General features: G+C 53.5%; 29 protein-coding genes and 1 tRNA gene. 11 read left to right on the top strand and 19 right to left on the bottom strand.

Annotation, left to right across the window (positions count from 1 at the left end; translation table 11 throughout):
* The first annotated feature begins 3 nt into the window (after positions 1-3).
* Together A0127_RS03315 and A0127_RS03310 are read left to right on the top strand one after the other, a co-directional pair.
* Complete coding sequence (locus tag A0127_RS03315) at positions 4-513, top strand: GNAT family N-acetyltransferase (protein ID WP_062387934.1); 510 nt, start codon at positions 4-6, stop codon at positions 511-513.
* A gap of 20 nt (positions 514-533) precedes the next feature.
* On the top strand, positions 534-824 hold the full coding sequence (locus A0127_RS03310; RefSeq protein ID WP_062387931.1) for a hypothetical protein: 291 nt from the start codon (positions 534-536) through the stop codon (positions 822-824).
* A 21-nt stretch (positions 825-845) separates the two neighbouring features.
* On the opposite strand, the gene A0127_RS03305 is transcribed toward A0127_RS03310, so the two are convergent.
* The 9 genes from A0127_RS03305 to A0127_RS03265 form a co-directional block, all read right to left on the bottom strand.
* Positions 846-2,084 carry an MFS transporter gene (locus A0127_RS03305; protein ID WP_062387929.1) on the bottom strand — a complete coding sequence of 413 codons (1,239 nt, stop codon included), beginning with the start codon at positions 2,082-2,084 and terminating at the stop codon, positions 846-848.
* A 64-nt stretch (positions 2,085-2,148) separates the two neighbouring features.
* A complete protein-coding gene (locus A0127_RS03300) occupies positions 2,149-3,306 on the bottom strand; it encodes an NAD(P)/FAD-dependent oxidoreductase (protein ID WP_156471207.1) in 1,158 nt (385 codons plus the stop codon).
* Positions 3,296-3,592 carry a (2Fe-2S)-binding protein gene (locus A0127_RS03295; protein WP_062387924.1) on the bottom strand — a complete coding sequence of 99 codons (297 nt, stop codon included), beginning with the start codon at positions 3,590-3,592 and terminating at the stop codon, positions 3,296-3,298. Before A0127_RS03295 ends, A0127_RS03300 begins: the two co-directional genes overlap by 11 nt.
* Complete coding sequence (locus tag A0127_RS03290; RefSeq protein WP_062387922.1) at positions 3,585-4,103, bottom strand: 4Fe-4S dicluster domain-containing protein; 519 nt, start codon at positions 4,101-4,103, stop codon at positions 3,585-3,587. The genes A0127_RS03295 and A0127_RS03290 overlap by 8 nt, the downstream gene beginning before the upstream one ends.
* Positions 4,096-5,547 carry an FAD-dependent oxidoreductase gene (locus A0127_RS03285; protein ID WP_062387919.1) on the bottom strand — a complete coding sequence of 484 codons (1,452 nt, stop codon included), beginning with the start codon at positions 5,545-5,547 and terminating at the stop codon, positions 4,096-4,098. The genes A0127_RS03290 and A0127_RS03285 overlap by 8 nt, the downstream gene beginning before the upstream one ends.
* Before the next feature lie 144 nt (positions 5,548-5,691).
* The gene (locus tag A0127_RS03280) at positions 5,692-6,852 is read right to left on the bottom strand and encodes an NAD(P)/FAD-dependent oxidoreductase (RefSeq protein WP_062387916.1); all 1,161 of its coding nucleotides are present in this window, start codon (positions 6,850-6,852) and stop codon (positions 5,692-5,694) included.
* A gap of 2 nt (positions 6,853-6,854) precedes the next feature.
* On the bottom strand, positions 6,855-8,333 hold the full coding sequence (locus A0127_RS03275) for an FAD-dependent oxidoreductase (protein WP_062387913.1): 1,479 nt from the start codon (positions 8,331-8,333) through the stop codon (positions 6,855-6,857).
* A gap of 94 nt (positions 8,334-8,427) precedes the next feature.
* Positions 8,428-10,044 carry a sodium/proline symporter gene (locus A0127_RS03270; RefSeq protein WP_062387911.1) on the bottom strand — a complete coding sequence of 539 codons (1,617 nt, stop codon included), beginning with the start codon at positions 10,042-10,044 and terminating at the stop codon, positions 8,428-8,430.
* Positions 10,041-10,226, bottom strand: a complete 186-nt coding sequence (locus A0127_RS03265) for a hypothetical protein (RefSeq protein WP_231855798.1) — start codon at positions 10,224-10,226, stop codon at positions 10,041-10,043. The genes A0127_RS03270 and A0127_RS03265 overlap by 4 nt, the downstream gene beginning before the upstream one ends.
* Positions 10,227-10,350: 124 nt before the next feature.
* Here A0127_RS03265 and A0127_RS03260 point away from each other — a divergent pair, with 124 nt between their 5' ends.
* A complete protein-coding gene (locus A0127_RS03260; protein ID WP_062387908.1) occupies positions 10,351-10,824 on the top strand; it encodes a beta/alpha barrel domain-containing protein in 474 nt (157 codons plus the stop codon).
* A gap of 22 nt (positions 10,825-10,846) precedes the next feature.
* On the opposite strand, the gene A0127_RS03255 is transcribed toward A0127_RS03260, so the two are convergent.
* The 6 genes from A0127_RS03255 to A0127_RS03230 all read right to left on the bottom strand — a co-directional run bounded on the left by A0127_RS03255 (position 10,847) and on the right by A0127_RS03230 (position 14,191).
* Entirely contained in the window at positions 10,847-11,122 is a 276-nt protein-coding gene (locus A0127_RS03255) for an elongation factor 1-beta (protein WP_054840969.1), read from the bottom strand.
* 18 nt (positions 11,123-11,140) lie between these two features.
* Positions 11,141-11,314 (bottom strand): zinc finger domain-containing protein, encoded by a 174-nt coding sequence (locus A0127_RS03250; protein ID WP_173254068.1) that lies wholly within the window; start codon positions 11,312-11,314, stop codon positions 11,141-11,143.
* Between the two features lie 34 nt (positions 11,315-11,348).
* Positions 11,349-12,089 (bottom strand): HAD family hydrolase, encoded by a 741-nt coding sequence (locus A0127_RS03245; protein WP_062387905.1) that lies wholly within the window; start codon positions 12,087-12,089, stop codon positions 11,349-11,351.
* 39 nt (positions 12,090-12,128) lie between these two features.
* Positions 12,129-13,142 (bottom strand): DUF3226 domain-containing protein, encoded by a 1,014-nt coding sequence (locus A0127_RS03240; protein WP_062387902.1) that lies wholly within the window; start codon positions 13,140-13,142, stop codon positions 12,129-12,131.
* Complete coding sequence (locus A0127_RS03235; protein ID WP_062387900.1) at positions 13,143-13,649, bottom strand: DUF2391 family protein; 507 nt, start codon at positions 13,647-13,649, stop codon at positions 13,143-13,145. It abuts the gene before it with no gap.
* 98 nt (positions 13,650-13,747) lie between these two features.
* The gene (locus A0127_RS03230; RefSeq protein WP_062387897.1) at positions 13,748-14,191 is read right to left on the bottom strand and encodes a metal-dependent transcriptional regulator; all 444 of its coding nucleotides are present in this window, start codon (positions 14,189-14,191) and stop codon (positions 13,748-13,750) included.
* A 92-nt stretch (positions 14,192-14,283) separates the two neighbouring features.
* On the opposite strand from A0127_RS03230, the gene dph5 reads away from it, so the two are divergent.
* Positions 14,284-15,078 carry a diphthine synthase gene (gene dph5 / locus A0127_RS03225; protein WP_062387895.1) on the top strand — a complete coding sequence of 265 codons (795 nt, stop codon included), beginning with the start codon at positions 14,284-14,286 and terminating at the stop codon, positions 15,076-15,078.
* Between the two features lie 40 nt (positions 15,079-15,118).
* A tRNA-Val gene (locus tag A0127_RS03220) sits at positions 15,119-15,196 on the top strand.
* Positions 15,197-15,833: 637 nt separating this feature from the next.
* Here A0127_RS03220 and A0127_RS03215 read toward each other — a convergent pair.
* On the bottom strand, positions 15,834-17,000 hold the full coding sequence (locus tag A0127_RS03215; RefSeq protein WP_062387891.1) for an OBG GTPase family GTP-binding protein: 1,167 nt from the start codon (positions 16,998-17,000) through the stop codon (positions 15,834-15,836).
* A 109-nt stretch (positions 17,001-17,109) separates the two neighbouring features.
* On the opposite strand from A0127_RS03215, the gene A0127_RS03210 reads away from it, so the two are divergent.
* The 5 genes from A0127_RS03210 (at position 17,110) to A0127_RS03190 (ending at position 20,076) form a co-directional block, all read left to right on the top strand.
* A complete protein-coding gene (locus A0127_RS03210; RefSeq protein WP_062387889.1) occupies positions 17,110-17,565 on the top strand; it encodes an Lrp/AsnC family transcriptional regulator in 456 nt (151 codons plus the stop codon).
* A gap of 101 nt (positions 17,566-17,666) precedes the next feature.
* Positions 17,667-18,167 carry a deglycase PfpI gene (pfpI, locus tag A0127_RS03205; protein WP_062387888.1) on the top strand — a complete coding sequence of 167 codons (501 nt, stop codon included), beginning with the start codon at positions 17,667-17,669 and terminating at the stop codon, positions 18,165-18,167.
* Positions 18,168-18,488: 321 nt separating this feature from the next.
* Positions 18,489-18,920, top strand: coding sequence for a PspC domain-containing protein (locus A0127_RS03200; RefSeq protein WP_062387886.1), 432 nt, complete (start codon positions 18,489-18,491; stop codon positions 18,918-18,920).
* Position 18,921: 1 nt separating this feature from the next.
* The gene (locus A0127_RS03195) at positions 18,922-19,149 is read left to right on the top strand and encodes a hypothetical protein (RefSeq protein ID WP_062387884.1); all 228 of its coding nucleotides are present in this window, start codon (positions 18,922-18,924) and stop codon (positions 19,147-19,149) included.
* The gene (locus tag A0127_RS03190) at positions 19,150-20,076 is read left to right on the top strand and encodes a triphosphoribosyl-dephospho-CoA synthase (protein ID WP_062387883.1); all 927 of its coding nucleotides are present in this window, start codon (positions 19,150-19,152) and stop codon (positions 20,074-20,076) included.
* On the opposite strand, the gene A0127_RS03185 is transcribed toward A0127_RS03190, so the two are convergent.
* Together A0127_RS03185 and A0127_RS03180 are read right to left on the bottom strand one after the other, a co-directional pair.
* Positions 20,060-20,338: a family 4A encapsulin nanocompartment shell protein gene (locus tag A0127_RS03185; protein WP_062387880.1), complete on the bottom strand. Its 279-nt coding sequence runs from the start codon at positions 20,336-20,338 to the stop codon at positions 20,060-20,062. The two genes, A0127_RS03190 and A0127_RS03185, sit on opposite strands and share 17 nt — an antisense overlap.
* Positions 20,339-20,413: 75 nt before the next feature.
* Positions 20,414-22,639 (bottom strand): DHH family phosphoesterase, encoded by a 2,226-nt coding sequence (locus A0127_RS03180; RefSeq protein WP_062387877.1) that lies wholly within the window; start codon positions 22,637-22,639, stop codon positions 20,414-20,416.
* 177 nt (positions 22,640-22,816) lie between these two features.
* Between A0127_RS03180 and A0127_RS03175 the strand changes: the two genes are divergently transcribed.
* On the top strand, positions 22,817-25,045 hold the full coding sequence (locus A0127_RS03175) for a methyl-accepting chemotaxis protein (RefSeq protein WP_062387876.1): 2,229 nt from the start codon (positions 22,817-22,819) through the stop codon (positions 25,043-25,045).
* Between the two features lie 57 nt (positions 25,046-25,102).
* Here A0127_RS03175 and A0127_RS03170 read toward each other — a convergent pair whose 3' ends face one another.
* Complete coding sequence (locus A0127_RS03170) at positions 25,103-26,476, bottom strand: NCS2 family permease (protein ID WP_062387873.1); 1,374 nt, start codon at positions 26,474-26,476, stop codon at positions 25,103-25,105.
* Between the last annotated feature and the right edge of the window lie 93 nt (positions 26,477-26,569).

Genomic DNA, 26,569 nt, shown 5'->3' with positions numbered 1-26,569 from the left:
TCGATGACAGAGAAGAACGAAGAAGTGAAGATAGAGAAGCTTCAGAAGCTCGACCAGGAAACTCTTGAGAGGCTCATTGAAATATACATGAGTGCCTACGAGGGTATGAGAGAGTACGGTGGCGAGGGAGAGAGCTACGCGAAGCGCTACCTCCGCTGGTGCTGGGGCAAGGCCAAGGATGGCTTTTTCGTAGCCAAGATTGGGGATAAGATAGTCGGCTTCATCGTCTGCGACAAGGACTGGTACAGCAAGTACGAGGGAAAAACAGTTGGAGCGATCCACGAGTTCGCAGTTGATAAAGCCTATCAGGGCCACGGCATCGGCCACAAGCTGATGGACAAGTGCCTCGAATACCTGAAGGATACGGGCAGGATAGAGCTGTGGGTCGGCGAGAAGAACTACGGGGCGATTAAATTCTACGAGAAGTACGGCTTCAAAAAAGTCGGTCAGCACGGGATATGGGTTCGAATGGTGAAGGACACCAAAAAGGAGATAAAGCGGGAAGAGAAGTAGTTTTATTGGTGGTTAAGCTTATGCCGTGCATACATCCCCCAACTCTAGAGAAGGTGAAAGACATGAAGGAAGAGAGTTTCATAAGGGAAGGAAAGGGGAAGCTTAAGGTGACCATCGAGGGTGAGGGGACCCTCGAGACGACCATGAGCGGCTCGCTCAAGAGCGTGGAAGAGGTAGCAGAAATGCTCGGCGTCGAGGCCAAAGACGGAAAGATAGATACCGTCGTTGACGGCGTCAAGGTGAAGATGCAGAAGGGGAAGCTTGAGCTTGAGTTTGAGAGCGGGGAGAAGATGAAGATAGAGAGGGCCTGACGTTTTCTTTTTAATAACATCTCATTCTGGAAGCCTTAGGGCCAGGATAAAAGCTATTGAGAGCGGCACCACAGTGCTGAAGAAGTTGAGCTGGAAGCTTATTCCAGAAAGATAGCCGCCTATAAGCGGCCCAACTACCCAGCCGAGGCTCATCATCGCATTTAGAAGCCCCATGCCCTGCGCCCTTTCGGAAACACTGACCTTCTGGGCAACATAGGCTGAAGTCGAGTTTATCGTGAGTATCCACTTGATTCCCGAGAGGAAGGCAATCCCAAAGGCCAGCCAGACGTTTCTAACGATCGCGTAGAGAATAAAAACAAGTGCATAGCCGAATACCGCCATTAGGTAGAACTTCTTCGCTCCGTACCTGTCTATCAACCTGCCGAGGAAGTAGCCGGTCAACGCGGCGGCGAGGCTCTCTATTCCGAAGAGAACGCCAACACTCCACTCTCCGAAGGCCTCCTTGAAGTAGACCGAGGAGACGCTGTAGAACTGCCCACTGGCGACCATCACGAGGAAGACGGTAAAGTAGAACAGCCCGAGGTAGCCTCTCATGAGCTTCTTGAAGGCCGAGCTTTTTACAGTTGCCCTCCAGCTCTCCCTGCCCTCCTGCACAAGGATCATTCCCATGAGGCTCCTCCTTCCAGCGGGCCTCTCCCTGATAAGGAGAACTATCCCGGCCGAGAGGAAGAGGAGGAGGCCGGAGATCACAAAGAGGCTCTTTATACCGAGGTATTCAACCATCGCGGAGCCTATGAAGTTGCCCACCATGTAGCCGGCGTTCTCTATGGAGTTGAACAGGCCGAAGATTGATCCAGCCCTCGTTGAAAGCTCTGAGATGAGAGCAGAATGGGCCGGCGTCATAGCAGAGCCAAAAATCCCCTGGAGCGTCCTGAGGAAGAGCACCTGAACGGGGGAAGAGACGAACGCCATTACAGCGTAGAAAAGTCCAATCGACGCAGTTCCGAGGGCAATGAAGCCTTTTCTGTTTCTCGTGGCATCGGAGAGCCAACCGAAGGGGTACTGGAAGATAGTAGAGGTAAGGTTGAAGGCCACGCTCAAAAGGCCAACCATGAACATCGTCGCACCGAGGTACTGCATGTAGACGCTCAGGTAGGGGAAGGCCATTCCGAAGGCAACGTTGGCAATGAACATGGAAACAGCTAGGATAACAATGTTTCTCCGCTTAACCCTGAGCTTTTTGAACTTGAGGGTTCTCTCGCGCTTCCCCTGGAGTACTGCTTTTTCCCTCTTCGGCATCGCTCTTGAGAGGAAACGGGAATTTTATAAAATTTCCGTCGAAATGATGAGAAAAGGAGTGAAATCACCCCATCTGAAGTGCCCTGCCCCTAAGTTCGCCCCTTTCAAAGCGGTACGGATCGTAGAAGTCGAGAGGCTTGTTGGTCTTCCCGTCCACGATGAGCTCAGCCAGTGCCTCTCCAACAACCGGGGCAAGCATGAAGCCGTGGCCGGAGAAGCCCGCCGCGATATAGAACTCGTCTATCTCGTTTATCCTCCCGATGGCCGCGTTGTGGTCGGGAGTCTCGGCGTAGTAGCCGGCCCAAATCCTTATGACGTTCACGTACTTGAGCGCTGGGATTATCTGGGAGAAGCGGTAGCTCACTCCCCTGAGGAACTCGTAGGTCGGCGTTATGTCGTATGTCGGCCCGTACTTGAGGCCGTAGCCGCCGATGACGCCACCCTGGTTCGCCTCCTGAGTTAAATAAACGCCGCCGTGCTTAAAGGAGATGACCATCGGCTCTATCTGGCCGGGCTTTATGGGTTCGGTCTTCACTCCTTGGTGCTTGTAGGGCTCTATCGGGATGTTGATAGGCACTCCAGCCATTTTGTTTATGATTGGTGCCCAGGCGTTGGCCGCGTTGATTACCCTGCCCGTCCTTATCTCTCCCCTGTTGGTAACGACGGCCTTTATCTTCCCGTCTTCGACCTTGATGTCCTTCGCCTCAGTGTACTCGTATATCTCAACGCCCAGCCTCTTGGCCGCGTTTGCATAGGCGAAAACTGCCTTAAACGGGTTTGCCTTTCCGTCTGTGTGGTTCCACGCGGCCGCTATCACCCCATCGGTGTTGAGGGGAGGGACGATTTCCTTGGCCTCCTCGGGCGTTATTATCCTCGATGGCACTCCAAACCTGTTCTGGAGCCGGACGTTGTTCTTGAACGTCTCAAGCTCTTCCTCATCATAGATTAGGAAGAGGTAGCCGCTCTGGGTAAACTCGACGTCCATGCCAAGCTCCTCTTTTAGGCCCTTCCAGAGCTCCACTGAGCGCTTCATCATCCTTATGTTCGCCTCGTCGCCGAACTGCTGCCTTATTCCAGTTCCGCAGCGGAATGTCGAACCGTTTCCGAGATAGCCTTTCTCAAGAACCACGATCTCGCTCTCGCCGAGCTTGGCGAGATTGTAGGCTATGCTGAGACCTATTATGCCGCCGCCGATGATGACGGTTTTAGCTTCACTCTTCATCGTCATCACCCATCTCACCCGCTAAAACTCCCATCATCACCGGCCTGACGGGAACGCGCGTTGCGGGAAGCGGAATTTCATCCGGTTTCTGTCCGGTCTTCCTCGCGAGAATTCCTATCACGAGCGGAAGGCAGGTCCTTCCCTGACACGGCCCCATGCCCACTCGAAGAAGCCTCTTGATTTCCTCGATGTCGATTATCCCCCCGTCTATGAGGTCTTCGATCTCCTTGAGCGTGACGTCGTTGCAGCGGCAGATGATTATCTTCTCCCTCGGGTCTTCAGTCATCGTCATCCCCTCCCGGCACGCGAATGGCCCTCACTTCCCAGGCAAGCTCGATTGGAACTTCCACCGTGACCACTGCCGTGTCTCCCATGCTCTTCTCGCGCGGTATGATGAGAGTGACCTTCCCCTTCCCGACGGGCTCGCCGACACGGTTGAGGAGAACCACTTCATCACCTCGTTTTGGAACCGGGAGAAGCTCGTGGGGCATCGTTATTCTCGCTTTGTCCCCAACGTAGTGAACCATGAAGAATGCCAAACCGGGGCATATCTGGACGCAGAGGGAGCAGCCAACGCACTTCTCGTAGTCAACGATTGGAATGTCATTTGGAGTCAGCATACTTATCGCTCCCGTAGGGCAGACCTCCCTGCACGGGGCGCACGGTATCTCCTGCGGGCACTCTGGAATCGCCACTGGCCTCGCCCTCAGCCGTTCTTCGCTCGGCTTTGGGATTATCTCGAAGAGCTCTTCGGGCGTTATATAGCCCCTCTTCAGGTATTCTAGGATTTCAGGCATTGGAATCACCCCCAGCGGGCAGAAGGGCCTTCTTTATCCCCTCAATGACGTGTTTTCCGAAGGGCCCTGAGCGGAACTCCTCCAGATCATGCTGGGCCTTCTCTATCTCCTTCAGCCACTTCGGAGAAGCAACCCCCGCCTTGAGCGCCGCGGCAATTCCGGCTATCTTACCTTCGAGCATCGCGGTCGTTGCCTCCTCTATCCCTGCCGAATCCCCCGCCACGAAGATCCCCTGGACGGTGGTTTCCATCCTCTCGTCCCTGAGCGCAACGTGGCCACCCAGCTCGCGGACGTACTTTATCTGACATCCTGCCTGGTGAAGGAGCTCTATGCTCGGCCTGAGGCCAACGGCAAGGGCTATCGTGTCCACCTCGAATACCTTCTCCGTCCCCGGAATTGGCCCCCAGTTCTCGTCTAGCTGGGCAACTACCGCCTTCTCGACTCTCTCCTTCCCCTCGGCTCTCAGGATTGTGTGTCTCGTGAGAATTGGAATGCCAAGCCTCCTCACCTTGGCCGCGTGGACGAAGTAGCCGCCGACCTTGGGCATGGCCTCGACTATCGCCTTCACCTCAACGCCTGCCTGGATGAGCTGGTATGCCAAAATCAGCCCCACATTGCCCGCTCCGACGATGAGAATCCTATCGCCTGGCTTGACTCCGTAGGTGTTCATGAGGGTCTGGATTGCTCCAGCCCCGTAAATTCCGGGCAGATCGTTGTTCTCGAAGGGAATCATCTTCTCCATCGCGCCGGTTGCAACGACGAGGGTCTTACCAGCAAACTCCAGGAGCTCGCGGTTCTTCCTGACACCGACCACAAGCTTCTCGTCGCCATCCTGGAAGATCCCAACGGCAGAAGTCTCTGTAAAAACCTGTATTTTCTCCCTCTTTTTCACCTCCTCCGTGAGGATCCTGGCTATCTCCACTCCCCTAACGCCGGCGAACTGCTCCCTCTTCCCGAAGAACTTGTGAGTCTGCTTGACGAGCTGGCCGCCCAGCTTTGGCTGTTCGTCAATGAGGATTACCCTCGCACCGGCGTCGGCCGCATGGATTGCCGCCATCAGGCCGGCGGGCCCGCCACCGATGACAACTACATCCGCCTTATAGCGCGGTGCATCCCCCCACTCCGGCGGCTTCACAGTCCTTGGAAGGGTTTCCTTCCCCCTCTGCATATCAATCCTCATGCCGTCCTCGACGAGGGTTATGCACGAGCGGACGTTAGGAATGCCGTTCACCTTAACGAGGCAGGAGGAACACTTGCCTATCGCACAGAAGAGACCCCTGGGCCTATGCTTCTCGCCGCTGTGGCTGAGGACTCTAATTCCAGCGGCATGGAGGGCCATTGCTATCGTTTCCCCCTCGTAGGCCTCTATCGGCTGGCCTTCAAAGTAGATAGTGACCTTTCTGCCCCGCCTAAACTGCAGAACAGGATGTTCAGTGATGCGCATGAGCTCTCACCAATGTGTGTTGAGGGAAGCTGTTTATGAGGATTTTTTCATAAAAAGGTTTTCCACCTTTGGTTTACTGAGAAGAGGTAGATGTTATAACTGAGATTTGCCGTTGGAGGTGAAAAAGAGAACTGAAAATGGAAATCAGCCCATCTGCAGGGCCTTGCCCCTTAGCTCTCCCCTCTCGAAGCGGTACGGGTCGTACCACCAGGCCGGCAAATCTGTCCTGCCCTTTGTAATGAGATCAGCTACCATCTCCGCCACAGCCGGAGCCATCATGAATCCGTGCCCACTGAAGCCAGCCGCTATGTAGTAGTCGCTCAGCTCCTCGATTTTGCCTATCGCCGGGTTGCTGTCGGGTGTCTTGGCGTAATAACCGGCCCAAGTCCTCAGGATGAGGAGTTCCCTTAGGGCGGGAATTATCTTGGTGAAGTAGTAGCTCACCTCGCGGAGGAACTCGTAGGTCGGGTTGAGGTCGTAGGTCGGGCCTTCCTCGTAGCCGACACCGCCTATTATCCCGCCGTGTGCCGTCTGGGTGAGGTAAGCATGTCCGTACCTGAACGAGATGACCATCGGCTTAACAGAGCCCTTCTTTATGGGCTGGGTTATAACCGCCTGGTGCTTGTAGGGTTCTATGGGTATCTTCGTCCTTATACCCGCCATCGCGTTGGTGAGCTTGGCCCAGGCGTTGGTGGCATTGACCACTATTCCCGTCTTTATCGTCCCCCTGCTCGTCTTTAGCCCTTTTATCTCACCGTTCTCGATTATGAAGTCCTTGACCTCGGTGTATTCAACGAGCTTTGCCCCGAACTCTTCGGCGTGGAGGGCGAACTTCGCCGTCGAGTGGAACGGGCTGGCCTTTCCGTCGGTCGGGTTCCAGGAAGCGGCGACAACCTCGCTTATGTCGAGGAGAGGAACTATCTCCTTCGCTTCCTCAGGAGTTATGAGCCTTGTTGGGACGCCGAACTTGTTCTGTATCGCTATGTTCCTCTTGAAGGTCTCGACTTCATCGTCGTCGTAGAGGAGGAAGAGGTAGCCCGTCTGCTGGAACGGGAAGCCGTATTCTTCGCTGTACTTCTTCCAGAGCTCGACGGAGCGCTTCATGACTTGGACGTTCGCTTCGTCGTTGAACTGCTGCCTTATCCCCGTTCCACAGCGGAAGGTGGAGCCTGAACCGATGAAGCGCTTCTCTATCACCGTAACTTCCTCACCGCGCTTGGCTAATTCGTGGGCGATGGTGACGCCGACTATTCCACCGCCTATTATCGTTATCTCACTCTTCTTGGGAAGCTCCCTCGTCGGCATCTTCACTCCCTCCCCGCGACAACCTTCATCTTGACGTTCTTTATGGGCGGCCTCGCGACCGGTATGTCGAGCCTGTCCATTCCCATTCCGCTCCTCTGAGAGACCAGCAGAGCGCCGTTGAAGAGGCAGAAGCGTCCCTGACAGAAGCCCATGGCCAGGTGAGTGAGCCTCTTGATGATCTGCAGATCTGTTATGCCGCTCCTGACGACGTCGTCAACCTTCCCGAGGGTGACACCACAGCCGCATATCTGGACGTCCTCGCCGTTGAAGTTATCGAGCGGGAGCTTCGGAACCGGCCTCGCTATCGGCTCGTACTCCTTCAGCCTCTCCTCGTAGATACAGGGCTCGCTCTCGTGGCCGAACTCCCTCAGGAGGTACGCCCCAACGAGCTTTCCTTCGAGGTAGTTCGCGTAGTGCGGCTTTATGCTGACCGCGCTTCCTGCTACGTATATCCCGTCCCTTATCCTGTGCTCGTCGTCGAGAACCGGCATGTAGTAGCCGCGCTTGAAGCGGAGCTTTCCTCCGGCCTGGGTGATCGGGTTGATGTCAGGAATCCTTCCATTGGCCATTATCAGTGCATCAACCTCGTAGACGTTGCCGTTCTCGTCTATGACGCGCTCAACTCTGTCTTCGCCCTCGACGCGCCTGACGTTGGGGACAACGATGTACTCAATGCCCCAGCGCTCCAATTCGGCTGTAATCTCCTCTGGGAAAGCCCCCGTGACGGCGACCTTCCTTCCGGGAGCGACTCCCCAGACGTTGATTACTTCCAGCGCATCCGCCCTTCTGAAAACGCCAGGCCAGTCGTTGTTCTCGAAGAGCATTATGCTGTCAACCGCTCCCGTTGCAAGGACAACGCGCTTTGCCATGAACTCTATGAGCTGGTCGTTCCTAACGGCTGGGACGAGAAGGTATTCGCCCTTGTCATAGATGCCCAGTGCTGCCGTCTTGAGGAAAACCCTGACGTTCTCAGGGAAGTTAGTGAGCCTTTCTATCGCTTCCCTCGGGTTTCCAAACTCCTCCTGCTCAACTCCCTTGAGCCACATGTCGCCGCCAAGCCAGCCCTTCTCCTCGATGAGGGCAACGGTGAGCTTTCCGCCGATTTCCTCAACGACGCCGAGCCCTGCAGGGCCGGCTCCGATGACTGCAACGTCCACGACGTAGCGGAGAACGGGCTTCCCGTCGTCTATTTCAACCTGCTCCTGAAACTCATCGTAGCGCTGCCTCTCAATCCTCATGCCGTCCTTGAGCTTGAGCTTCCTCCCGTTGACGTTTTTGATCCCGTTCACGGTAACGGGAACGGGGCCGAAGGTGAAGGCCCCCCTATGCCTTCCTTCTGTGCTCGTCGTGAGCCAGTAAACCCCATTGGCAAGCATTGCCACCGGAAACTTTTCGCCCTCATAGGCCTCGTAGGGCTTTCCGTCAAGGTAGATCGTGATTTTCTTAGAAGGGTCTTTTTCTGTCAAATCGAGCGGTCTCATGCTTCCACCCCGCTTCTGTACATGCGGATAAAGATGGACACCGATGCTTATAAACCCTAAGGTTGTGAACCGAAAGTTAAAAAGAGACGAGAAGTCAGGCAAGGCCCTTCTCAATCAGGAAGTCCGCGACGTTCTCGGCCTGGCTCTTAGCCCGGGTCTCCATCACCGTTTTCTCTCCTGTCTCGATGGGTACTTTCCTGAAGAGCTCCTCGTGAAGCCTCACGATGTCCTCGGGCGGCTTGGTGAAGAGGCTGACGATTATTATGATGAATAGTGTTATGAAGAAGTTAATGAAGAACACCGGGACGCCGTTGAACCAGCTTCCGAGGGTGCCGAAGAAGCCCGGAGCGTCCGGGTTGAAGGCCCAGCCGTATATCTTGGCCTCGAAGATGACCTCGCTGATGAGACCGTAGGCCATTCCGACGATTCCTCCTTCTTTCGTGACGCGCTTCCACCAGAGGCTCAGCGTGAGTATCGGGCCGAAGCCGACAGCGAGTCCACCCCAGGCCGTTGCGACCATCTGGTAGATGACCTTCGGGCCACTTATTGCGAACCAGAGGCCGACAAGTGCAACGACGGCAACAACGACCCTGGAGATGTTGACCATCTGCTTCTTGCCGAGTTCCTTGCCGAGAACCTTGTGGTAGAAGTCCCTCGCTATCGCCGAGGAAGCGACGAGAAGCTGTGAATCTGCGGTGCTCATAACCGCTGAGATTATGCCCGCTATGACGAAGCCCGCTATCCAGCCGGGCATGAGCTCAACAGCCATAGCGGGTATAACCTTCTCCGGGTCGCTGACCTGGAGTATTCCTGCTTGATACATTGCGAAGCCAAGGAATCCGGCGAAGAAGGCTCCCCAGAGGACTATGGTTGTCCAGATGCCGCTGATGAAGATACCCGGCCTCCTGAGCTTCCTCGGGTCCTCAACGCTCATGTAACGGGTGACTATGTGCGGCTGGCCGAGGTAGCCGACTATCCAGGAGGCATAGCCTATGGCAAAGATTATCGCGGCCCAGCCGGTTGCGCCGCCGAAGGGGTGGAGCTTGTTGGGGTCTGCGGAGGCTATTACCTGGGTCGCCTTGTCGAGGCCGCCTATCTTAGCTAAGGCGAGGAACGGGACCACGATGAGGGTCAGAAGCATGAAGAGGGCCTGCACAACGTCTGTCCAGACAACAGCGAAGAAGCCGCCGGTGATAACGTAGGCCGTCATGATTATGACCGTCAGGATTATACCCGCGTTGTCGCTTATACCGAAGCCCTCGGCGAAGGTCTTTCCGCCGGCCGCGAACTGGGCGGCAACGTAAGCGGTCATGAAGACTATGATGATCAGCGCGCTGAGTATTCTTATGAGCTTGGTGGTGTCCTTGAGCCTGGCCTCCAGGTAGTCCGGGACGGTTATTGCTCTAAATTTACCTGCGTAGATTCTGAGCCTCGGACCGATAAGAACGTAGTCAGCGAGAGTACCGAAGAGACAGCCTATTCCCGCCCAGAAGGCTCCAAGGCCTGCCTTAAACGCGCTTCCGGGATATCCAAGCATCAGCCAGCCGGAGAAGTCGCTTGCCTTGTCCGAGAGGGTGGCCGCCAAAACGTGGACCTTCCTACCGCCAACGAAGTACTGGTCTTCTGTTTTGGTGTACCTGTTGGCCCACCAGCCTATGTAAGCGAGGAGGGCCAGATAGAACAGGAAGCCTATTAGTATCTGCCCGTTCATGCCTTACCCTCCTTCTTTAGCTCTTCAATGAGATCCTCGTCGTATGCCAGAATGTCCGCGTCGACGTAGTACTCCTTGCCAGTTATTTTGTCCCAGTAGCCGTAAAGAACCATCACCAAAAAACCCAAAATCGTTGGAACCAGAAGCAATGCCCAGCCTTCGGCGCCCAGCCCCATATTCATCACCTCTGAATGCATATGCTGGTTGGAGACCAGCATTGTACATGTATGGCTAAAAAATTATAAACCTATCGTTTGAAACGTTTGGTGTAAGGAAATCTCAGGACTTGCAAAAGGGTGTTAGAATATGGACGGGATCAAAGTTAAGGTTATGAGGCCGATCTTTAAACCGGAGGTCGCTGAAAGCTTCGTTCTCTACCCCTACAGGATATACCACCTCAGGCTCTTCTACAAGAGGCTGGGCATGAAGGACAGGGTCTTTGACTATTACGCGTACATAGACCTCTACCGCCTCGGTGCCGAGAGGGGAGACGACTTTATAGACCTTGAGGAATGGGAAGTTGACGAGAAAAACGTTATGAAGCCTCTCGTTACTGAAGAGGAAGCGAGGATGAAGGCCTTCGAGAGCGCAATAACCTGGGGAAACTCGCGAGTTATCTCGTGGTGGTTGCCAAGGATTGAGATAGTGAGAGAAGAGCTTGCCTACAAGGTCTTCTGGGTGTACGAGGAAAACGGAAAAAAACTAATAATGGACAGCCTCGACGGGAAAAGCTACGAGTTAACAGGGGAGAGAAAATGCGGGAACTTTCCGTGCAGATAATTAGCAAAAGAGGGCGGAGCCCTCAGATCCTCGAAACGGTCTCGACTTCAGCCGACTCGACGTTCTCGACCTGCCTGAAGATGTCTGCAACTTCGTCGAAGGAGTAGCCTTCCTCGTCCCTTCCGAGGATGTAGAACTTGAGGGCGACGAGTCCGAAGGCTATCGGCTCCCTCTCGACCTTGGCAAGGCCGTACTTCTCAGGGATGACCGCCTTGAGCTTCTCCTCGAGCTCGTCGAGGTTGACGTCCGGGTCGGTCGGCATGACTTTTATGACACCAACAAGGTTGTAGTCGGACATTTCCTTTCACCTCCTAATTCACGGCCCTTCCCAGCCGCACTTGGGACACTTGTAGGGCACGCTGAGTACCCTGCAGCTTTCGCAGCGCCATATGATTGCCTCACCGCAGTTCGGGCAAACGAAGTGAGTGGCGTGTTCCCTTGGGGTTATCTCCTTTCCGCATGAGGTGCATACGGGTACCTCGAACTTCATCTCCACTGCGAACACCTCCAAGAAAGGTGGGTTTTTAAACCTCTGGTGAGCGTTGCCCAGTCGATTTATAAGCTTTTCCCATATCCCCCGTTAACGTATCAAGGACTTCGGGCAGCTCACCAATTGAGGGTATCTCAAAGCCCCTCTCGGAGATTCTCCTGACGCCTTTAGCCTCGGGGTTTATCCACGCCCCCCACATGCCAACCCTCAGAGCTCCTTCAAAGTCCTCCGCATAGGTGTCGCCGACGTGAAGGGCCTCTTCCGGCTCAACGCCGAAGACCTCCAGAGGCTTTCTAAACATCTCTGGGAGCGGCTTGAAGGCCCCAACCTCATCCGCGAAGAACGTCCGGTCTATGTACCTCATGAGGCCGAACCTCTCGAGGAGCAGTCTCGTATAGGAACCAGGCCAGAACATAACGTTGCCCGTCACAGTAACCTTCAGACCGCGCCTCTTGGCGTCCTTGAGGGCACCCTCCGCCCCGGGTAGGACGAGGTCACCGAGGTTTAGTGTGGCCCTCGCCGCGGCCCTCCTTATAACCTCAATGTCCACGCCAAGAATTTCCGCGAGCATTTCCTGGCTCTCCTCAAGCGCCCTTTTTGGGTCACCTTCGCCCCGGGCCCTCATTCCCTTTATCCTCGCCCTCGTCAGCATTATGGCCTCCACAACGTCGACGATGCACGTTCCCATGAGGTTTGAGAGCTCGGCGGAGAAAGCGTCGAGCATTGCGTTCATATCGAGAAGTGTGTTCCAGACGTCAAATGAGACCAGCTTCATGAACACCACCACTTGGAGATGGGAAAGGGAGTTAAAAACTCAGCGCTCGGCAAAGGCGAGAAAGCGCAGGCCCTCCATGAGCCCTGCCCTCCTGAGCACGTCCTTGATGTTTCTGTGGCGGGAGCGCATCACGAAGAGCTCGTAAAAGCCCTCAAGGTTGCCCCAGTGCCCGTAAGCGGAGAGGGCCAGATACATGACATCCTTTGGCTTGAGTTTCCTGCCGAGGCTCTCCTCGAAAGCCCTAAGGGCAGGCCGGAGCTTCTCAAGAAGGCCCTCCGCGCTTATGAGGTGAAGCATCAAATCCTCAACCGTCGGCTTCTTCCAGTCAATAAGCTCGTCCTCAAAGGGGAGGCCTATTATGAGTGGCACGATGAACGTGTTCCCGACCAGGTAAAACTCCCCGGCTTTTCTTGGATTAAACGACGCCAGCTTCCCGGTTATTGATGCCATAGCCGCTTCCCTGTCCTCATCGACGTCAATGGCAACCCCTATTCTCTCAACGCCGAAGCCAAAAACGTCCATGGCCCTTAGGAAGTTGCCCAGGTTTCTTATGACCCCTGAATTCCCCTCGCTTGGGATTACGGCAACGTACTTTCCATCCTTATGGAGGAGGTCAAAGTTGTCGCGCTCAAAGACCTTCTCAATGAACTTCAGATTCCTTGGCGCGGTTCTGGATTCTCTGAATTCAAAGAGCTTCTTCATGGCTGCCTTGAAGAACTTGGAGTCTGTCTTTCCTTCAACGAAGAGAACCGAGACCGGAGCATCTTCTCCAGAAAAACCACCGCGGACGTCAAAGTCAAGATACTTCCTGAGTTCATAGACCTCTTTGAGAGTCAGGCTTTTCATGGTGTCCGAGTAAACGAGGATGTTCTCTTTGCTTTTCCTGAAGCGTTCAGCGAGAAGGTCGATAACCTCAAGGCTCGATGTTACCACCGTCTCTTCGCCCGAAAGGGAATCAACGAACTTTAAGAGGTCTTCCCTGTTCTTTCCATACTCGGGAAATAGGACCGCATCTCCAAACTGCTCCCATTCCTTTCCAGTAACAACCCTCATTCACTTCACCATGTCAACAGCTATTGCACCGATAACTGCGAACGCGCTCACTATGACCGTCGCGTTCAGGTACTGGACGGGTGTGAAGTGGGCGACGCCGTTTATATCGTAAAGGTAGATGAGAAGCGCCGAAATAGTGTACGAGATAACGGACACGCTTATAAGCCTCTTTGGCAGGTGGAACAGCTCCTCCCTCTTCATATTCCCGAGCCGAGACTTCACGAGGAACAGATACGCGATGCCCAGGGTAAGCAGAAATATCACAATGGCTCTTTCAGGGGAAATCGCCTTGGCAACGTCCCAGAGCTCACCTGTGAAAAGGAATGGGAGTGCAAAGGTCACAGCCCCTATGATTTCCTGAGTGATGTCGTCCCACCCGAGGGTGTCCGGCTCGTTTTTCTTTTCATCAGCCTCTTTAATGGCCTGAAGTTGCCTGCTGATGCCGTCTATCTTTTGGGACAGCTTCTCCAGTTCAATCACCTCTTGCTCAGGTTCGGGGCTCATCATCCCCTCAGCATTGGATTCACTCATCATCGCGTACGGTGATTGACATAAAGGGGTTAAAAGAATAGTGGATGGGCAAAGTCAAAAAACCAGTTGGACAACTAAGACCCTTCTTCCGGCTCGGCTTCTTCGAGCTTCTCCTTCAGGAACTGCTTCAGGACGTAGGGACACTGCTCCTGGATGAACTCGGCGAACTCGCGCATTCTTCTAACGGTTATCTCGCTTACGTAGTGCTCAAACTGGCACGCGTCCTGCTCGGCAATCTCCGGGGGTATCCCGAGTATGTCCGTAAAGAACTTCGTGAGGAAGATGTGCTTGGAGTACGTTTTTTCAGCGATTTCCTTTCCCTTTTCGGTCAGAAGTATTCTGTCGTACTTTTCATATTCAATGAGGCCCTTTTCGGCCAGCTTTTTAAGGGCATCAACGACGCTAGGAGGCTTGACGTTCAGGGCTTTTGCTATGTCCTTGACGCGGATAACGCCTTTGTTCTTGTGGAGAATGTACATTGTCTCGAGATACTCTTCCTCTCTCTTCGTTACTTCCACGTTAACCACCTGGTTTTAGGTTTGCCAAAAACCTTTAAGTAGTTTTCCCAAAACTTAAAAGTTTTAGGAGCACCTTTGAGATGGTGATGGAAATGGCGCTGTACTTCATTGGGCTGGGCCTTTACGATGAAAAGGACATTACGCTCAAGGGGCTGGAAACCGCGAGAAAATGTGACAAGGTCTTCGCGGAGTTCTACACCTCCCTTTTAGCGGGTACCACCCTTGAGAAAATTGAGGAGCTCATCGGTAAGCCAATAATTCGGCTTACCAGGGAGGATGTTGAGCTGAACTTCGAGAGGATAGTCCTCCCTGAGGCTAAGGAGAAGGACGTTGCGTTTTTGACCGCTGGAGACCCTATGGTGGCAACAACACACTCGGACCTCAGGATAAGGGCCAAGAAAGCGGGTGTTGAGAGCTACATCATCCACGCTCCAAGCATCTACTCCGCAGTGGCGATCACCGGCCTGCAGATATACAAGTTTGGGAAGAGCGCTACCGTCGCATATCCCGAGAAAAACTGGTTCCCGACGAGCCACTACGACGTGATAAAGGAGAACAAAGAGAGGGGCCTCCACACGCTCCTGTTCCTCGACATAAAAGCGGATCAGAACCGCTACATGACGGCCAATGAAGCGATGGAGATACTTCTCAAGGTCGAGGAAATGAAAGGTGAAGGAGTGTTCACCCCTGAGACCCTTGTCGTCGTCTTAGCGAGGGCCGGCTCGCTTGAGCCAACTCTGAGGGCTGGCTACGTCAGGGAGCTTATAAAGGAGGACTTCGGAAGACAGCCCCACGTCCTCATCGTCCCGGGCAGGCTCCACATAGTTGAGGCAGAATACCTGGTAGAGTTCGCTGGAGCACCGGAAGAGATTCTTGAGGAAGTTTAGCGAAAGCTTTATATTTTCCCACCCTTTCACTACTTCGGGCGGGCCCGTGGTCTAGACTGGTTATGACGCCGCCCTCACACGGCGGAGGTCCGGGGTTCGAATCCCCGCGGGCCCACCATAACAGTCCTTTCTTGCGAAAGCGCTGGTGGAAAGCTAGTATGCGATTCTAACAAGCTATTTTTAAGTGGGTTTACTTATCGAGTTGCTAGATTTACAGGATTTTCTCACAGTATAGCGCTCGAAGAGCGCTAAAAGAAAGTTTGAAATCATTATTAACGAGAGATTTTGGGAGTAAACCCGCGTGAACTTGCTTTCTGGTAGAGCATACACTCATCAATAAGGAAAGTTCGAGAAGAAGGAGACACTTTTGGTCAAGCTTTTCCAAAAAGCTTGAAGGGCAAAAGTTTCATCAAAGAGGGAATGTCCTTTTGAGTGCCCTGCTTTTCAGTAATTCTCATTACTAATTAGCAATTTTCAAGAGGTTTGCTCGCAATATAACGCTCGAAGAGCGTTAAAAAGAAGAAAACCCACATTACTCCGCTCGTGAACTAGAAGAATCCTTAATTCTCAGCAAATCTCACGAAGACATTCAACCTTTTGGTGAAATCTTTTTCTAAAAGCTTCCTGAATGACGTTAAAGCGGAGCTCCAACGCACGGGACGACAGCCCCATTGGGTTTGCTTAAGTTCTTGGTTCCTTTTAGAATCGCCTTCTAGAAGGAATTTGGGAGAGAAGATCCAAAATAATAGCCAACACTACCTCGCGTGTATCTCCACTATGTCCCCGTCCTCGAGCACATGGTCGGCCCCAACGCGCTGACCGGGGAACTTGACGCTCTTGCCCCAGACCCTCGCGTAGCGGAAGTTCTTGGCGAAGTCCTTGTGAATCCTCTCAGCCAGATCCATGACAGTTGAGCCCTTCTTGAGCGCCACTGGCGGATAAGCGGGCTCTTCTCCGGGACTCTTGGTAAAAACTCTGATAATCCCAGCCAGCTCGTAAAGCTCGTCCTTGAGATTGTCGAGGTTGATCTTTCTCCTCGCTGAGACCGGCACTATTTTGAAGCGGTCGCCGTAGGCCTTGACGAGCTTTTCGTAGTTCTCCTTGCTCCCCGGAGCATCGCCCTTGTTCGCTATGATGATTGCCCTTCTCCAGACGAGACTCTCATCGAGCGCGTCAGCAAATTCTTCGAGGGTCACAGGTTCCTTAACGGTTATCTCCGCCGAGTGTATCCTCTCCTCCCTGAGCATCTTCATGACTTCCTGGATGTCGCCCTTTATGTTCTCCTGGCCGTTGATGACGATACCGCCGCTGGCCGTCCTCTTTATCTCCACCTTTGGCTTCTTCTTGTTCACCTTGATGCCTGCCCTCTCGAACTCCCTCAGGAGAATCTCCATCTGTTTAACTGGGTCTTGGGAAAGGTCAACAACGATGGCTATCGCATCGGCATTCCTGATAACGCTCAACAGCTGGGGGCCCATTCCCTTTCCGAGTGCTGCACCCTCCACCAGTCCAGGGACTTCGACCAGCTGTATCTGAACGTCCTTGTGGTGCATCATTCCCGGAATCGGCTCCACTGTCGTGAAGGCGTAGTCGGCAACGTCGGCATCCACGTTCGTCAGCGCCCTCATCAGGGAGCTTTTACCGACGTTTGGAAGACCGGCCAGGACTATCTGTGCCGCACCTTCCTTCCTTACGGCCATTGAGGGGCCGCCACCGCCCTTGCGCATCTGCCTCTGTTTTTCAAGTTCCTTCCTGAGCTCTGCGAGTTTCCTCTTGATCTGGAGTCTAAGCTTTTCCGTACCCTTGTGCTTCGGGACTGTGGCGTACATCTTTTCCAGGGCGCGGATCTTCTCTGGAATGGTCTTGGCGTTCCTGTACTCCTCTTCCGCGGCAAGGTATTCCGCTGTTACGTTCGTTGGCATTCCCTGTCACCCCCGTCCGCAAAGACGAACGGGTTTTTATAAACGTATGGTATCCTATAGTCGGCAGATTTATAAGCTCTTCCGAAAATTTTCCATGGTGGTGATGTTTATGGCTAGAGGAGGTCTTGACGAAGTTGATAAGAAAATCCTCATGATTCTCCAGAAGAACAGCAGAACTCCCCTTCGAGAAATATCAAAGGAAGTGGGACTTGCCGAGTCCACAATATATGAGCGCATAAAGAAGCTCAAGGAGAAGGGAATAATAAAGAAGTTCACGGTCATTCTGGATCCAAATGCTCTCGGTTTCAACATACTCGCGTTCATTCTCATAAAGGCCAAAGCTGGGATGTACGGCCACGTCGCTGACCAGCTTAAGAAGTATCCCGAGATATGTGAGGTCTATGAGACCACCGGTGACTACGACATGATAGTGAAAATCAGGACTAGGAGTAGCTCAGAGCTCAACGAGTTCCTGGACAAGATGGGTAGCATTGAAGGTGTTGAAGCAACGCACACGATGGTCGTCCTCAAGGTTCACAAGGAGACCACCGAACTGCCGCTCTGAACTTTCTTTTTACGGTATTTTGCGTGTTCACCATTTCTGTCCAGCAAGGGTTATAAATGTCGAGTTTCAATCTTTATCTGAATGTTATGGAGGTGATTGAGATGAAGGTCTTGATTCTGAGTGCTGACGGTTTTGAAGACCTTGAGCTGATATATCCCCTCCACAGGATCAAGGAAGAGGGCCATGAAGTCTACGTCGCCAGCTTCCGGAGGGGCAAGATAACGGGCAAGCATGGCTACACGGTCAACGTTGACCTTGCCTTTGACGAGGTTGATCCAGACGAGTTCGACGCGCTGGTTCTCCCGGGAGGAAGGGCACCGGAGATCGTCAGGCTGAACGAGAAGGCCGTCGCAATAACGAAGAAGATGTTCGAGGACGGAAAGCCAGTTGCAAGCATCTGCCACGGGCCGCAGATACTCATTTCCGCCGGCGTGTTGGAGGGGAGGAAGGGCACGAGCACGGTAACCATCAGGGACGACGTGAAGAACGCTGGCGCCGAGTGGATTGATGCAGAGGTCGTCGTTGACGGAAACTGGGTCAGCTCAAGGCATCCAGGGGACCTGTACGCCTGGATGAGGGAGTTCATCAGGCTTTTGAAGTGATTACCTCTCCTCTTTTTTGTTCTGTGTTATTCAACTTGGGGCTGACTGAGGGCAACAGTTGGTGCCTTTATAACTTTTCAAAAGCGTAAGCTTTATACGATGTATTGGCTATATTGAATGGGTGAAAGCATGCTCAGACGTGGTGGAGTTCTCCCTTTTATTGTAGGTGTCATCCTTGCAGTTGTCTTCGAGTCCGGTCGCGGTTGTGATTATTCACGATCACCAGCTTCGCAAAAAGGAGGCCGGTTCTCGTGAGGATATCCGACGTTGTGGTTGGGCAATGATTTTTAAGCTTCGCTCCTTTTTATCATTGGTGAGAGTATGAAGAAGAAGCTCGTGAGATCAAAAAAGAATAGGATTTTCCTTGGAGTCCTCGGGGGGATAGCCGAGTACCTAGAAGTGGACCCGACTATTGTCAGGCTTATCTTCGTCGTTCTCTTCGCGGTTAATCCAGGCGTTATGACGCTGGCTTACCTGCTTGCGGCTCTGGTGATGCCCGAAGAGAGCTCTGAGGAAGAGGGCACTGACCTCGGCAAGAAGCTCGAAGACGTCATAAAGGAAGCTGGGGAGAGCTTGGATGCAGTGGTTCACGAGGACAGCACGTCCAGAATAGTTGCCCTTGTCCTGATACTGCTTGGAGCTATCCTTCTGGTGGATTCCGCCTTTAGAGTGCTCCCTGTGGTAGGCTTCAAGACACTCCTTGCAGTTGTCCTGCTGGTAATCGGCGTAGTGCTCCTTAAGGAGGGTGAGTGATATGAGGACGCTTGGATACATCTTCATTTTCCTTGGGCTTCTGCTCCTTCTGAAGGAGTTTCAGCCGGCAGTACTCGAGCCGCTGAGGGCTTACGCGTCCTACATAAAGAACGCCTTCTGGGGAGTGACCCTGCTGGCCCTCGGCCTGTACATGCTTACCAGAAGGACCCTCAGGAAAGCCGTCTTAGTGCTCTACATAATCTATCTAATCCTGTACCTGGTGGTGTGAATGGAGCGCTGGAAGATAGTGAGGGCGTTTCTGCTTGGCCCCCTGCTGGAGGCGGCCCTTCCAAAGCCCGGCAACGTGAACCGCTACCGCGACTTCAGCGACCTTACCCTCTACAACTTCATATTTGCCAACACCGCTGTTGTGAGTGTTTACCATGAGGCCGTGAGGACTGCGGAGCTGGTCAGGAGGGGCGAGCTCTTCCCGTCTGAGGCTGGTATTGGGAGTCTGATAAAACGGGCGGTGATAGCGTCGAAGGAAGTCCAGGACGCCAACCCTAACTTTGGAGTTCTCGTACTGGGAATACCTCTGGCCATGGGCGCTTCCCTTTCGAAGAACCCCCTGGAGGCTGGAGAAAAGGCCCGCGATCTCATCCGGTCCTCAACGGTTAGAGACACAATGGAGCTTTACCGGGCAATCAGGACGGCCAACCCGAAGGGAATACCCGGTGAGGTCAAGTACGATGTCTATTCTGACGACTCATTTGAGGAGCTCTTCAGGGACGGAATAAACCTGTGGAAGCTCGCTGAGATAAGCTGTGAGAGGGAGCTTGTCTTCTGTGAGTGGCTCACCGGCTACGAGCTCACGTACTCGACCGCTGAGAGACTATTCCAGCTCATAAAAGAGTACCCTCTTGAAGATGCTGCCGTCAGGGCCTTCCTCGAACTTCTGGCAAGCAGGGAAGACACCCTCATAGTCAGGAAAGCCGGTAAGGAAGAAGCGGAGCTCGTGATGGAAAAAGCCCGGGAGGTTCTCAAGGGAGGGCTCAGCGTTGATGAGTTCGACGCCTTTCTCAGGGAAAAAGGTGACCTGAGGAATCCTGGAAGCCTCGCCGACATCATGGCGGCTTCGCTCAGCGTTTTAGCCCTCGCGGGCCTGAAAATCAAAGTTGTGGACGGAAAGGCGTGGGGAGTTATTGAACAACCCTGAAGCGCCTCGCGGCTGGAGCGTATCCAAGGGCCTTGGTGTCAACGACGACCGCATCTCCCCCGAGCTCCTCAAGGATTCTCACCCTGAGGCCGGAGAGCTCAAGAACTTCTTCGTCCCCACCAAACTCCTCGTTTACCTGTTCCTTTATGAACTCGTAGGCTTCCTTGCCAACGAGAACTACATCGGGCTCAAAACCCTCCAGCTTCAGCTCGTTTGCCTTCTCTTCAACAGAGCTCAGAATCCTTATCAGGTCTCCCCTCATAACTGTCACCATCTCTGGGTTGTCCTGAAGGTTAAAAACGTTTGCAGGAACAAAACCCGGGAAAGAAAAGGGGCATCAGGAAATCTTCTTCAGCTTCACGACTTCCTTGGCGAACTCCTCGAGGACTTCTTTCCTCATGCCCTCGAAGAACTTTATCGAGCCAGCGTAGCTGTGACCGCCGCCCTCGATTCCGGCTGACGGAAGCTTCTCCTGGAGCCTTGGAATTATCTCGTTGAGGTCGAAGCCGTAGGCTGCCATGCCGTCGCTGGCCCTGACAACCGCGAAGTCCGGGCCGTATGCCAAGGTCAGTATCGGCGAGTCCTCACCGTACTTCTCCTTGAAGTGGTCGTGGATGAGGCCGGAGAGCTTGCCTGGAGACGGATAGCTGAACTTCGGTGCAAACAGCTCCACATCTATCGTGTTGAACCTTATGCCGTTCGGCAGGACGACGCTCTTAACGTGCGGCAGGGAAGCCCTCAGCGCCTTCTCCTGCTTCTCCTTGACCTCCGGATAGATGGCATTGATCAGCTCGCGGTGCCTCTGAAGGTTGCCGGTGAGGAGGAGTATCTCGTCTATTATTCCGTGCCCGTCCATGAACTTCCAGAAGTAGGCCTCGTGGTCGATGACCTCGGCTATCTTCTCCAGGTCTTCCTCGTTGAGGCCCTTCGCCTTCTTCGCTATCTCGAGGTACTGGTAGAACTCTGGGGCCTTGCTCCTGTCGCCCGTTCCAGCTATTGCTGGAAGGTGTTTTATCTTGTCCTCGACTTCAGGGTTGATGAACCTCGCTACCTCGGTAGCTAGCATTCCCGCGGTTAGCTCGTAGTAGCCGCGCTTGACGTGGTGCGGGTTGACGTGGACGTCAACGTAGTCGTCAACCTTGGCTTTGTCCTCGCTCACCCACTCGCGAGGGTCGTGGTGGTCTATGACCACTATCGGGACGCCGTAGGCGCGAATGCGCTTGTATGCCGGAATGTCCTCACTCGTTCCGCCGTTGTCAACTATAACAACCAGCGGAAGCGGGTCACCGAACTTCTCGTGGTCTTCGATCATGAATATGATGTCCTTGAGCACATCCTCCAGCTCGTAGAAGGGTGCCCTGCTCGGCCTCCTCTTGAAGAGCTTCCACCTCGCCTGCGGGTCTGGTGATATCTTCTCGATGAGCGGGACTATAGCGTACTCAAGGGCCAGGCCGGATGTATAGCCATCGGCATCGGCGTGATGTCTCAGGAGTATGGGCCTGCCTTCCAGAATGGCCCTCCTTATCATGAAGGCAGCCCTCATTATCCTCGGCTTGAGCTTTTCGAGAACCTCGCTCTCTACCAGAAAGCCAACGTCTTCCGGTTGTGCCCTCCTGTCGAGCTCGGCCTCTATCTGTTGCTTCACCCTCGCTGCATCCGGGCCCCAGAGCCTCGCCATGTCGCTGGCTTCGATCTGTATCTCGCCCGAGTGGAAGGCAACCTTACCGATGACCTCGACTATGTCACCGACGTTGATGTTCGGGTAAGCCCTGACTCCGGGAGCCTCAAAGGCCGCTACCCAGGTTATTCCTGTTCCGTCGGTTATCGTGAAGACTGTCGGCCCGCCGGTTACCTGAACCTGGGTGACCCTTCCCTGTATCCTGACGGTCTTTCCGGCCATGTCCTTGTTCAGCTCTGCTATCGGAGTGACCGGAAGCTCCTTCCTAACAACGACCGTCTTGTAGTGCTTGAGCGCTGATTCAATTAGGTCAACTTCCCTCTTGTCCGGCCTCACGTCAAGAACCTGCACGACTATCTCGTCGCCGGGCTTGTACTCCCTTCCACCGAGGAGGTCTTTCCTCTTGATGAGGCCGGTAACGTGGGGATTGAGCTTGACGAAGACACCGAAGCGCTCAACCCTGTCAATCGTACCCTTGTACAGGCTACCAACCTCAACGTCCTCATAGTCGCAGGTCTTGTCGAGGATGTAAACGACCTTGTATTTCCTCAGGCAATCAGGACAGACCCACGTGGTCTCCATACCGGGTTCCCATGGCTCTTTTATCTTTCCACAGATGTCACAGGCTAGAACCTTCCCAGTTCCCCCGCAGGTCGGGCAGGTGTCGTAAACTGGAACAGTACCCTTCCCGTGGCACTCCGGACAGGGTATCTCATCAACTTCATCCTCAACTCCAAGGTGATCCAGGTTCCTGTAACCCTTGAGCTTATCTCCAATCTTAAAGTCAGCCGGAACGTATCCCCAGCCCTCACACACGGGGCACTCCTTCTCGCCAACTTTTACCTTACCCGTTCCGTGACACTCCGGACAGTCTTTCACAACCATCTTCTCTCACCGGCCTAAGTTTGAAGGTTGCCTTAAAAAGTTAGTTAGTCCACTTTGAGCTTTTGGTGGGTCCTCCCCAGCCGTTGAAACCTACACAAGTACATACACAAATCTCTTAAAAATCATTGGAAAGTAATATGAATTGATTAGTAATTCCTTGTTGAGGGGGGATTATTGTTGAGGTTTAGACAGAGGATTTACCTATCAATCATTGGAACTCTCACAGTAATAATGCTCATAATGGCCGTTCTCCAAGTTAGGGCGATCAGCCGGATGGGGAGTACCGTGGAGGAAACCATGCGACCGGCACTGGTAGACCAAGCAGAGCACACGGCATTACTGGAGAGTGAGAAGAATTCAAAGGAGATTGATAGGGTGTTGTATGCCCTCAGTATGCTGTCACACTCCTATGCTAAGTCCATAGCGAAGGAATACTCGGTTGATCTGTATATCCCGGGATATACGGATAGTCCAACGTTCTGGAACTACGTTGAAAAAGTCCTTCAGGATCTTAAAAATTCTGATGACAAGATAATAAACGTTTACTATGCTGATTTTAGGGGACGGTTAAAGATCGTTCCTCCAGCGGAGCTTCCGGAGGAATTCAACGCAACAAAAACCAGTTGGTATCGGAGGGCTGTGGAAGAAGGGCCCTTCTGGATGGATCCTTATAGGGACATGATAACAAACAAAACAATCGTCAGCTACATTGTCCCGATTAAGTACGGAGGGAAAGTGAAGGGTGTCCTTGGGGTTGATATTGACGTTTCTTCCGTGGAAGATGAGATATTAAACGCTAAACTCGGTGAGAGTGGTTATTCATTTGCTGTTAGTTCGAATGGAACCGTAATAATACACCCCAATAAAAGCCTTGTTGGAAAGCTTAACATTTTTGAGGATCCTTCGTATTCTGAGCTTTCCAAGGCACTAAGCGGGAGTGATAGAGGCGTTTTTGAAGCCACGTTGAATGGAAGGGATATGTTAGTCGCATTTTCTAGGAGTGATGTGTCTGGATGGATAATAGTCTCAGTTGTGCCAAAGGAGGAAATGATGGCCTCCCTACTAAACGCCCTGGACAGGGCTAGGAAGGAGGCATCGAAGAGTCTTATCCTGGGTCTCCTCACGTCGTTAGCAGTCGGCATAGTCCTGGCCCTCCTTAATATCAAGTATCTGCGTGACTCCCTTAAGCCGATAGAGAAGCTCACAACCGCCGCAGAGCTTATTGCAGAAGGCAGGCTTGAAGAAGCAAAGCGCCATGTGTCTTCTATCGACTACCCGTATAGGGACGACGAGATAGGAAAGCTCCTCACGGCCTTTGAGGCAATATCAAAGGATGTTATAGGCACGCTGAACGGCGTCATAGCCCGCCTGCAGGACATGGCTGAAGGCAGGCTGAACTATGCCCTCGATGAAAACGCGCGTGGTGACCTTCAGAACATAATCCTCGCACTCAGGGAGACCTCCGCAAAGATGAGAGCGCTCATCGGAAACATCAGGGAAATAGGGCTTGAGCTGGACAGACAGGCGGATGCACTAGCAAAAATCGCGGAGAACGTCGGGCATTCAATGGATCAGGTTGGCGAGGCAGTGGAACAGGTGAGCATCGAGGCCCAGAGGGAGCAGGAAAACATCAACGAGATAACCGAAGGCATGCGCGTGGTCTCCTCTATAACAGAGGAGACAGTGGATACCATGAACGAGTTTGAGAGTGCCGTGGGGGAGGTCATCAGAATAGCGGAGGAGGGCAGGAACAAGGGAGAGCTGGCCCTTAAAGATGTCGAGAGCATAAAGCGCTCAATGCACTTCATAGACGAGGCCGTTAAGGCGGTCAGTGAGATGAGCAGGAAGATCGGTGAGATAACCCAGGCCATCAGCGGCATTGCCGAGCAGACCAACCTGCTTGCCTTGAATGCGGCTATTGAGGCTGCCCGCGCGGGTGAGGCTGGGAAGGGATTCGCGGTAGTCGCCCAGGAGATACGCAGTCTGGCTGAAGACAGCAAGCAGGCTGCCGAGACTATAAACAGAATCATTGCAGAGATGGAGGAGAAGGTTCAAAAGGCCGTTGAGGAGACGCAGAGGGGAGTTAATACAGTTTCGAGGTCAACTCAGGGCCTCCAGGAAAGCCTGGGATACCTCGGTCACATCGCTGAGATGATAAGCTCAGTCGGTTCTAGGGTCTCGGAGGTTAAGGAGCAGGCTGAGAGGACGAGGGAAGAGGTAGAGAAAGCCCTGAAGGCTCTGGAGAATCTCGCAGCCAGTGCCGAGGAAACGACCGCCAGTGCCGAAGAGGTAAGCTCCGCCATGCAGGAGCAGAGGGCCGAGATAGAGACCCTAACAGAAGAGGCCAGGAAGTTGCGCGAAATTGCCAGGGCACTCCGCCAGAACGTTGAGCAGTTCCAGCTCTGAGCTCTTCTGACTTTTCTTCTCGTTTTTGAAATAAAAGAAGGGTCAGAAAAAAGCTGATTAAAACACGCCGCCGAGGTACGCGAAGTACGCGACAAAGACCAGGGCCAGGATGTACATCAGCGGGTGAACCTCCCTCCAGCGGCCACTGAAGACCTTGAGAACGGTGTAGCTGATGAATCCAACTCCAACCCCGTCCGCTATTGAGTAGGTGTAGGGTATCGTCACAAGGACGAGGAACGCTGGGAGTGCCTCAGTTGGGTCGCTAAAGTCAACTTCTTTGAGTGCTGTTAACATGTAGTAGCCGACTATGACGAGGGCAGGGGCTGTTGCAAAGGACGGGATGGCTCCAGCGAGGGGAGCTATGAAGAGGCCTATCGCGAGGAAGAGGAAGCCTGTAACGAGGGCTGTCATTCCAGTCCTTCCACCCTCTTCTATCCCAGCGGCGCTTTCGATGTAAGTGGTCACTGTTGAGGTTCCCAAGACTGCACCGAAGGTCGTTCCTATGGCGTCTGTCAGGAGAACCTTCTCCGCATCGGGCACCTTTCCGTCCTTGGTCAGGAAGCCCGCCTTAGCGCTAAGCCCGGTCACGGTTCCCAGGGTGTCAAAGAAGTCCACCATGAAGAACGCAAAGACTGCGCCCAGGGCTCCAGCGTTGAGAAGGCCGTGAAGATCCATCTTCATGAAGGTGTAGCTTATGTCTGGCATCGAGAAGAGGCTCTTTGGCCAGGGGGCCGCTCCTGTTACCCATCCGAGGAAGCTCGTCGTGAGTATCGAGATGAGGAGAGCACCCTTGATGCGGAGTGCGAGGAGGATTCCCGTGAAGAGTAATCCAAAGATAAACAAGAGGCCAGCTTTGGTCGTTAGAACCTGGGCGTTAAGTCCGGTAAATGCCAGCTTTCCTATGAGGTTTATCTGCCCGTCTATTACGAACTCGCTCCCCTTGGGCGCCACGACCTTGGCTGTGAGGAGACCAACGTCGTTCAGGCCGATGAGCGTAAGGAAAAGCCCGATTCCAGCACCTATCGCGTACTTCTGTCCGGTTGGTATAGCGTGAATTATTGCGCTTCTGACCTTGGTGACGCTGAGGACGATGAATATCAGGCCCTCAACGAAGACCGCCGCCAGCGCTACCTTCCAGCCGTACTTTGGAGCAACCGTATAGGCGAAGTACGCGTTTAGACCCATTCCGGGTGCGAGGGCAAAGGGCTTCTTGGCGTAGATGCCCATAAGGATAGTCGTGAACCCCGCGGCGAGAGCCGTCACGGCGACGAGTGAGTTAAAGGCTTCCTTTCCAATGGCATCGCTGAGTATCGCTGGGTTCACGAAGAGTATGTACGCCATCGTGAGGAACGTCGTGACTCCAGCCAGGATCTCGGTTTTCATATCAGTTCCGTACTTTTCGAACTCGAAGTACTTTTCAAACCATCCCATGAGCGGCACCTCCGTTTGACTATTATCTGCTAATAAAACCGATTTTTAAATCTTTTTTTAGCACGAAAATGTAAAAACAAAAGTCAGAAGGGT

The sequence above is a fragment of the Thermococcus peptonophilus genome (assembly GCF_001592435.1).
GTDB classification, from domain to species: domain Archaea; phylum Methanobacteriota_B; class Thermococci; order Thermococcales; family Thermococcaceae; genus Thermococcus; species Thermococcus peptonophilus.
The sequence above is the reverse complement of the archived record's forward strand: the minus strand, read 5'-3'. Positions and strand labels throughout refer to the sequence as shown.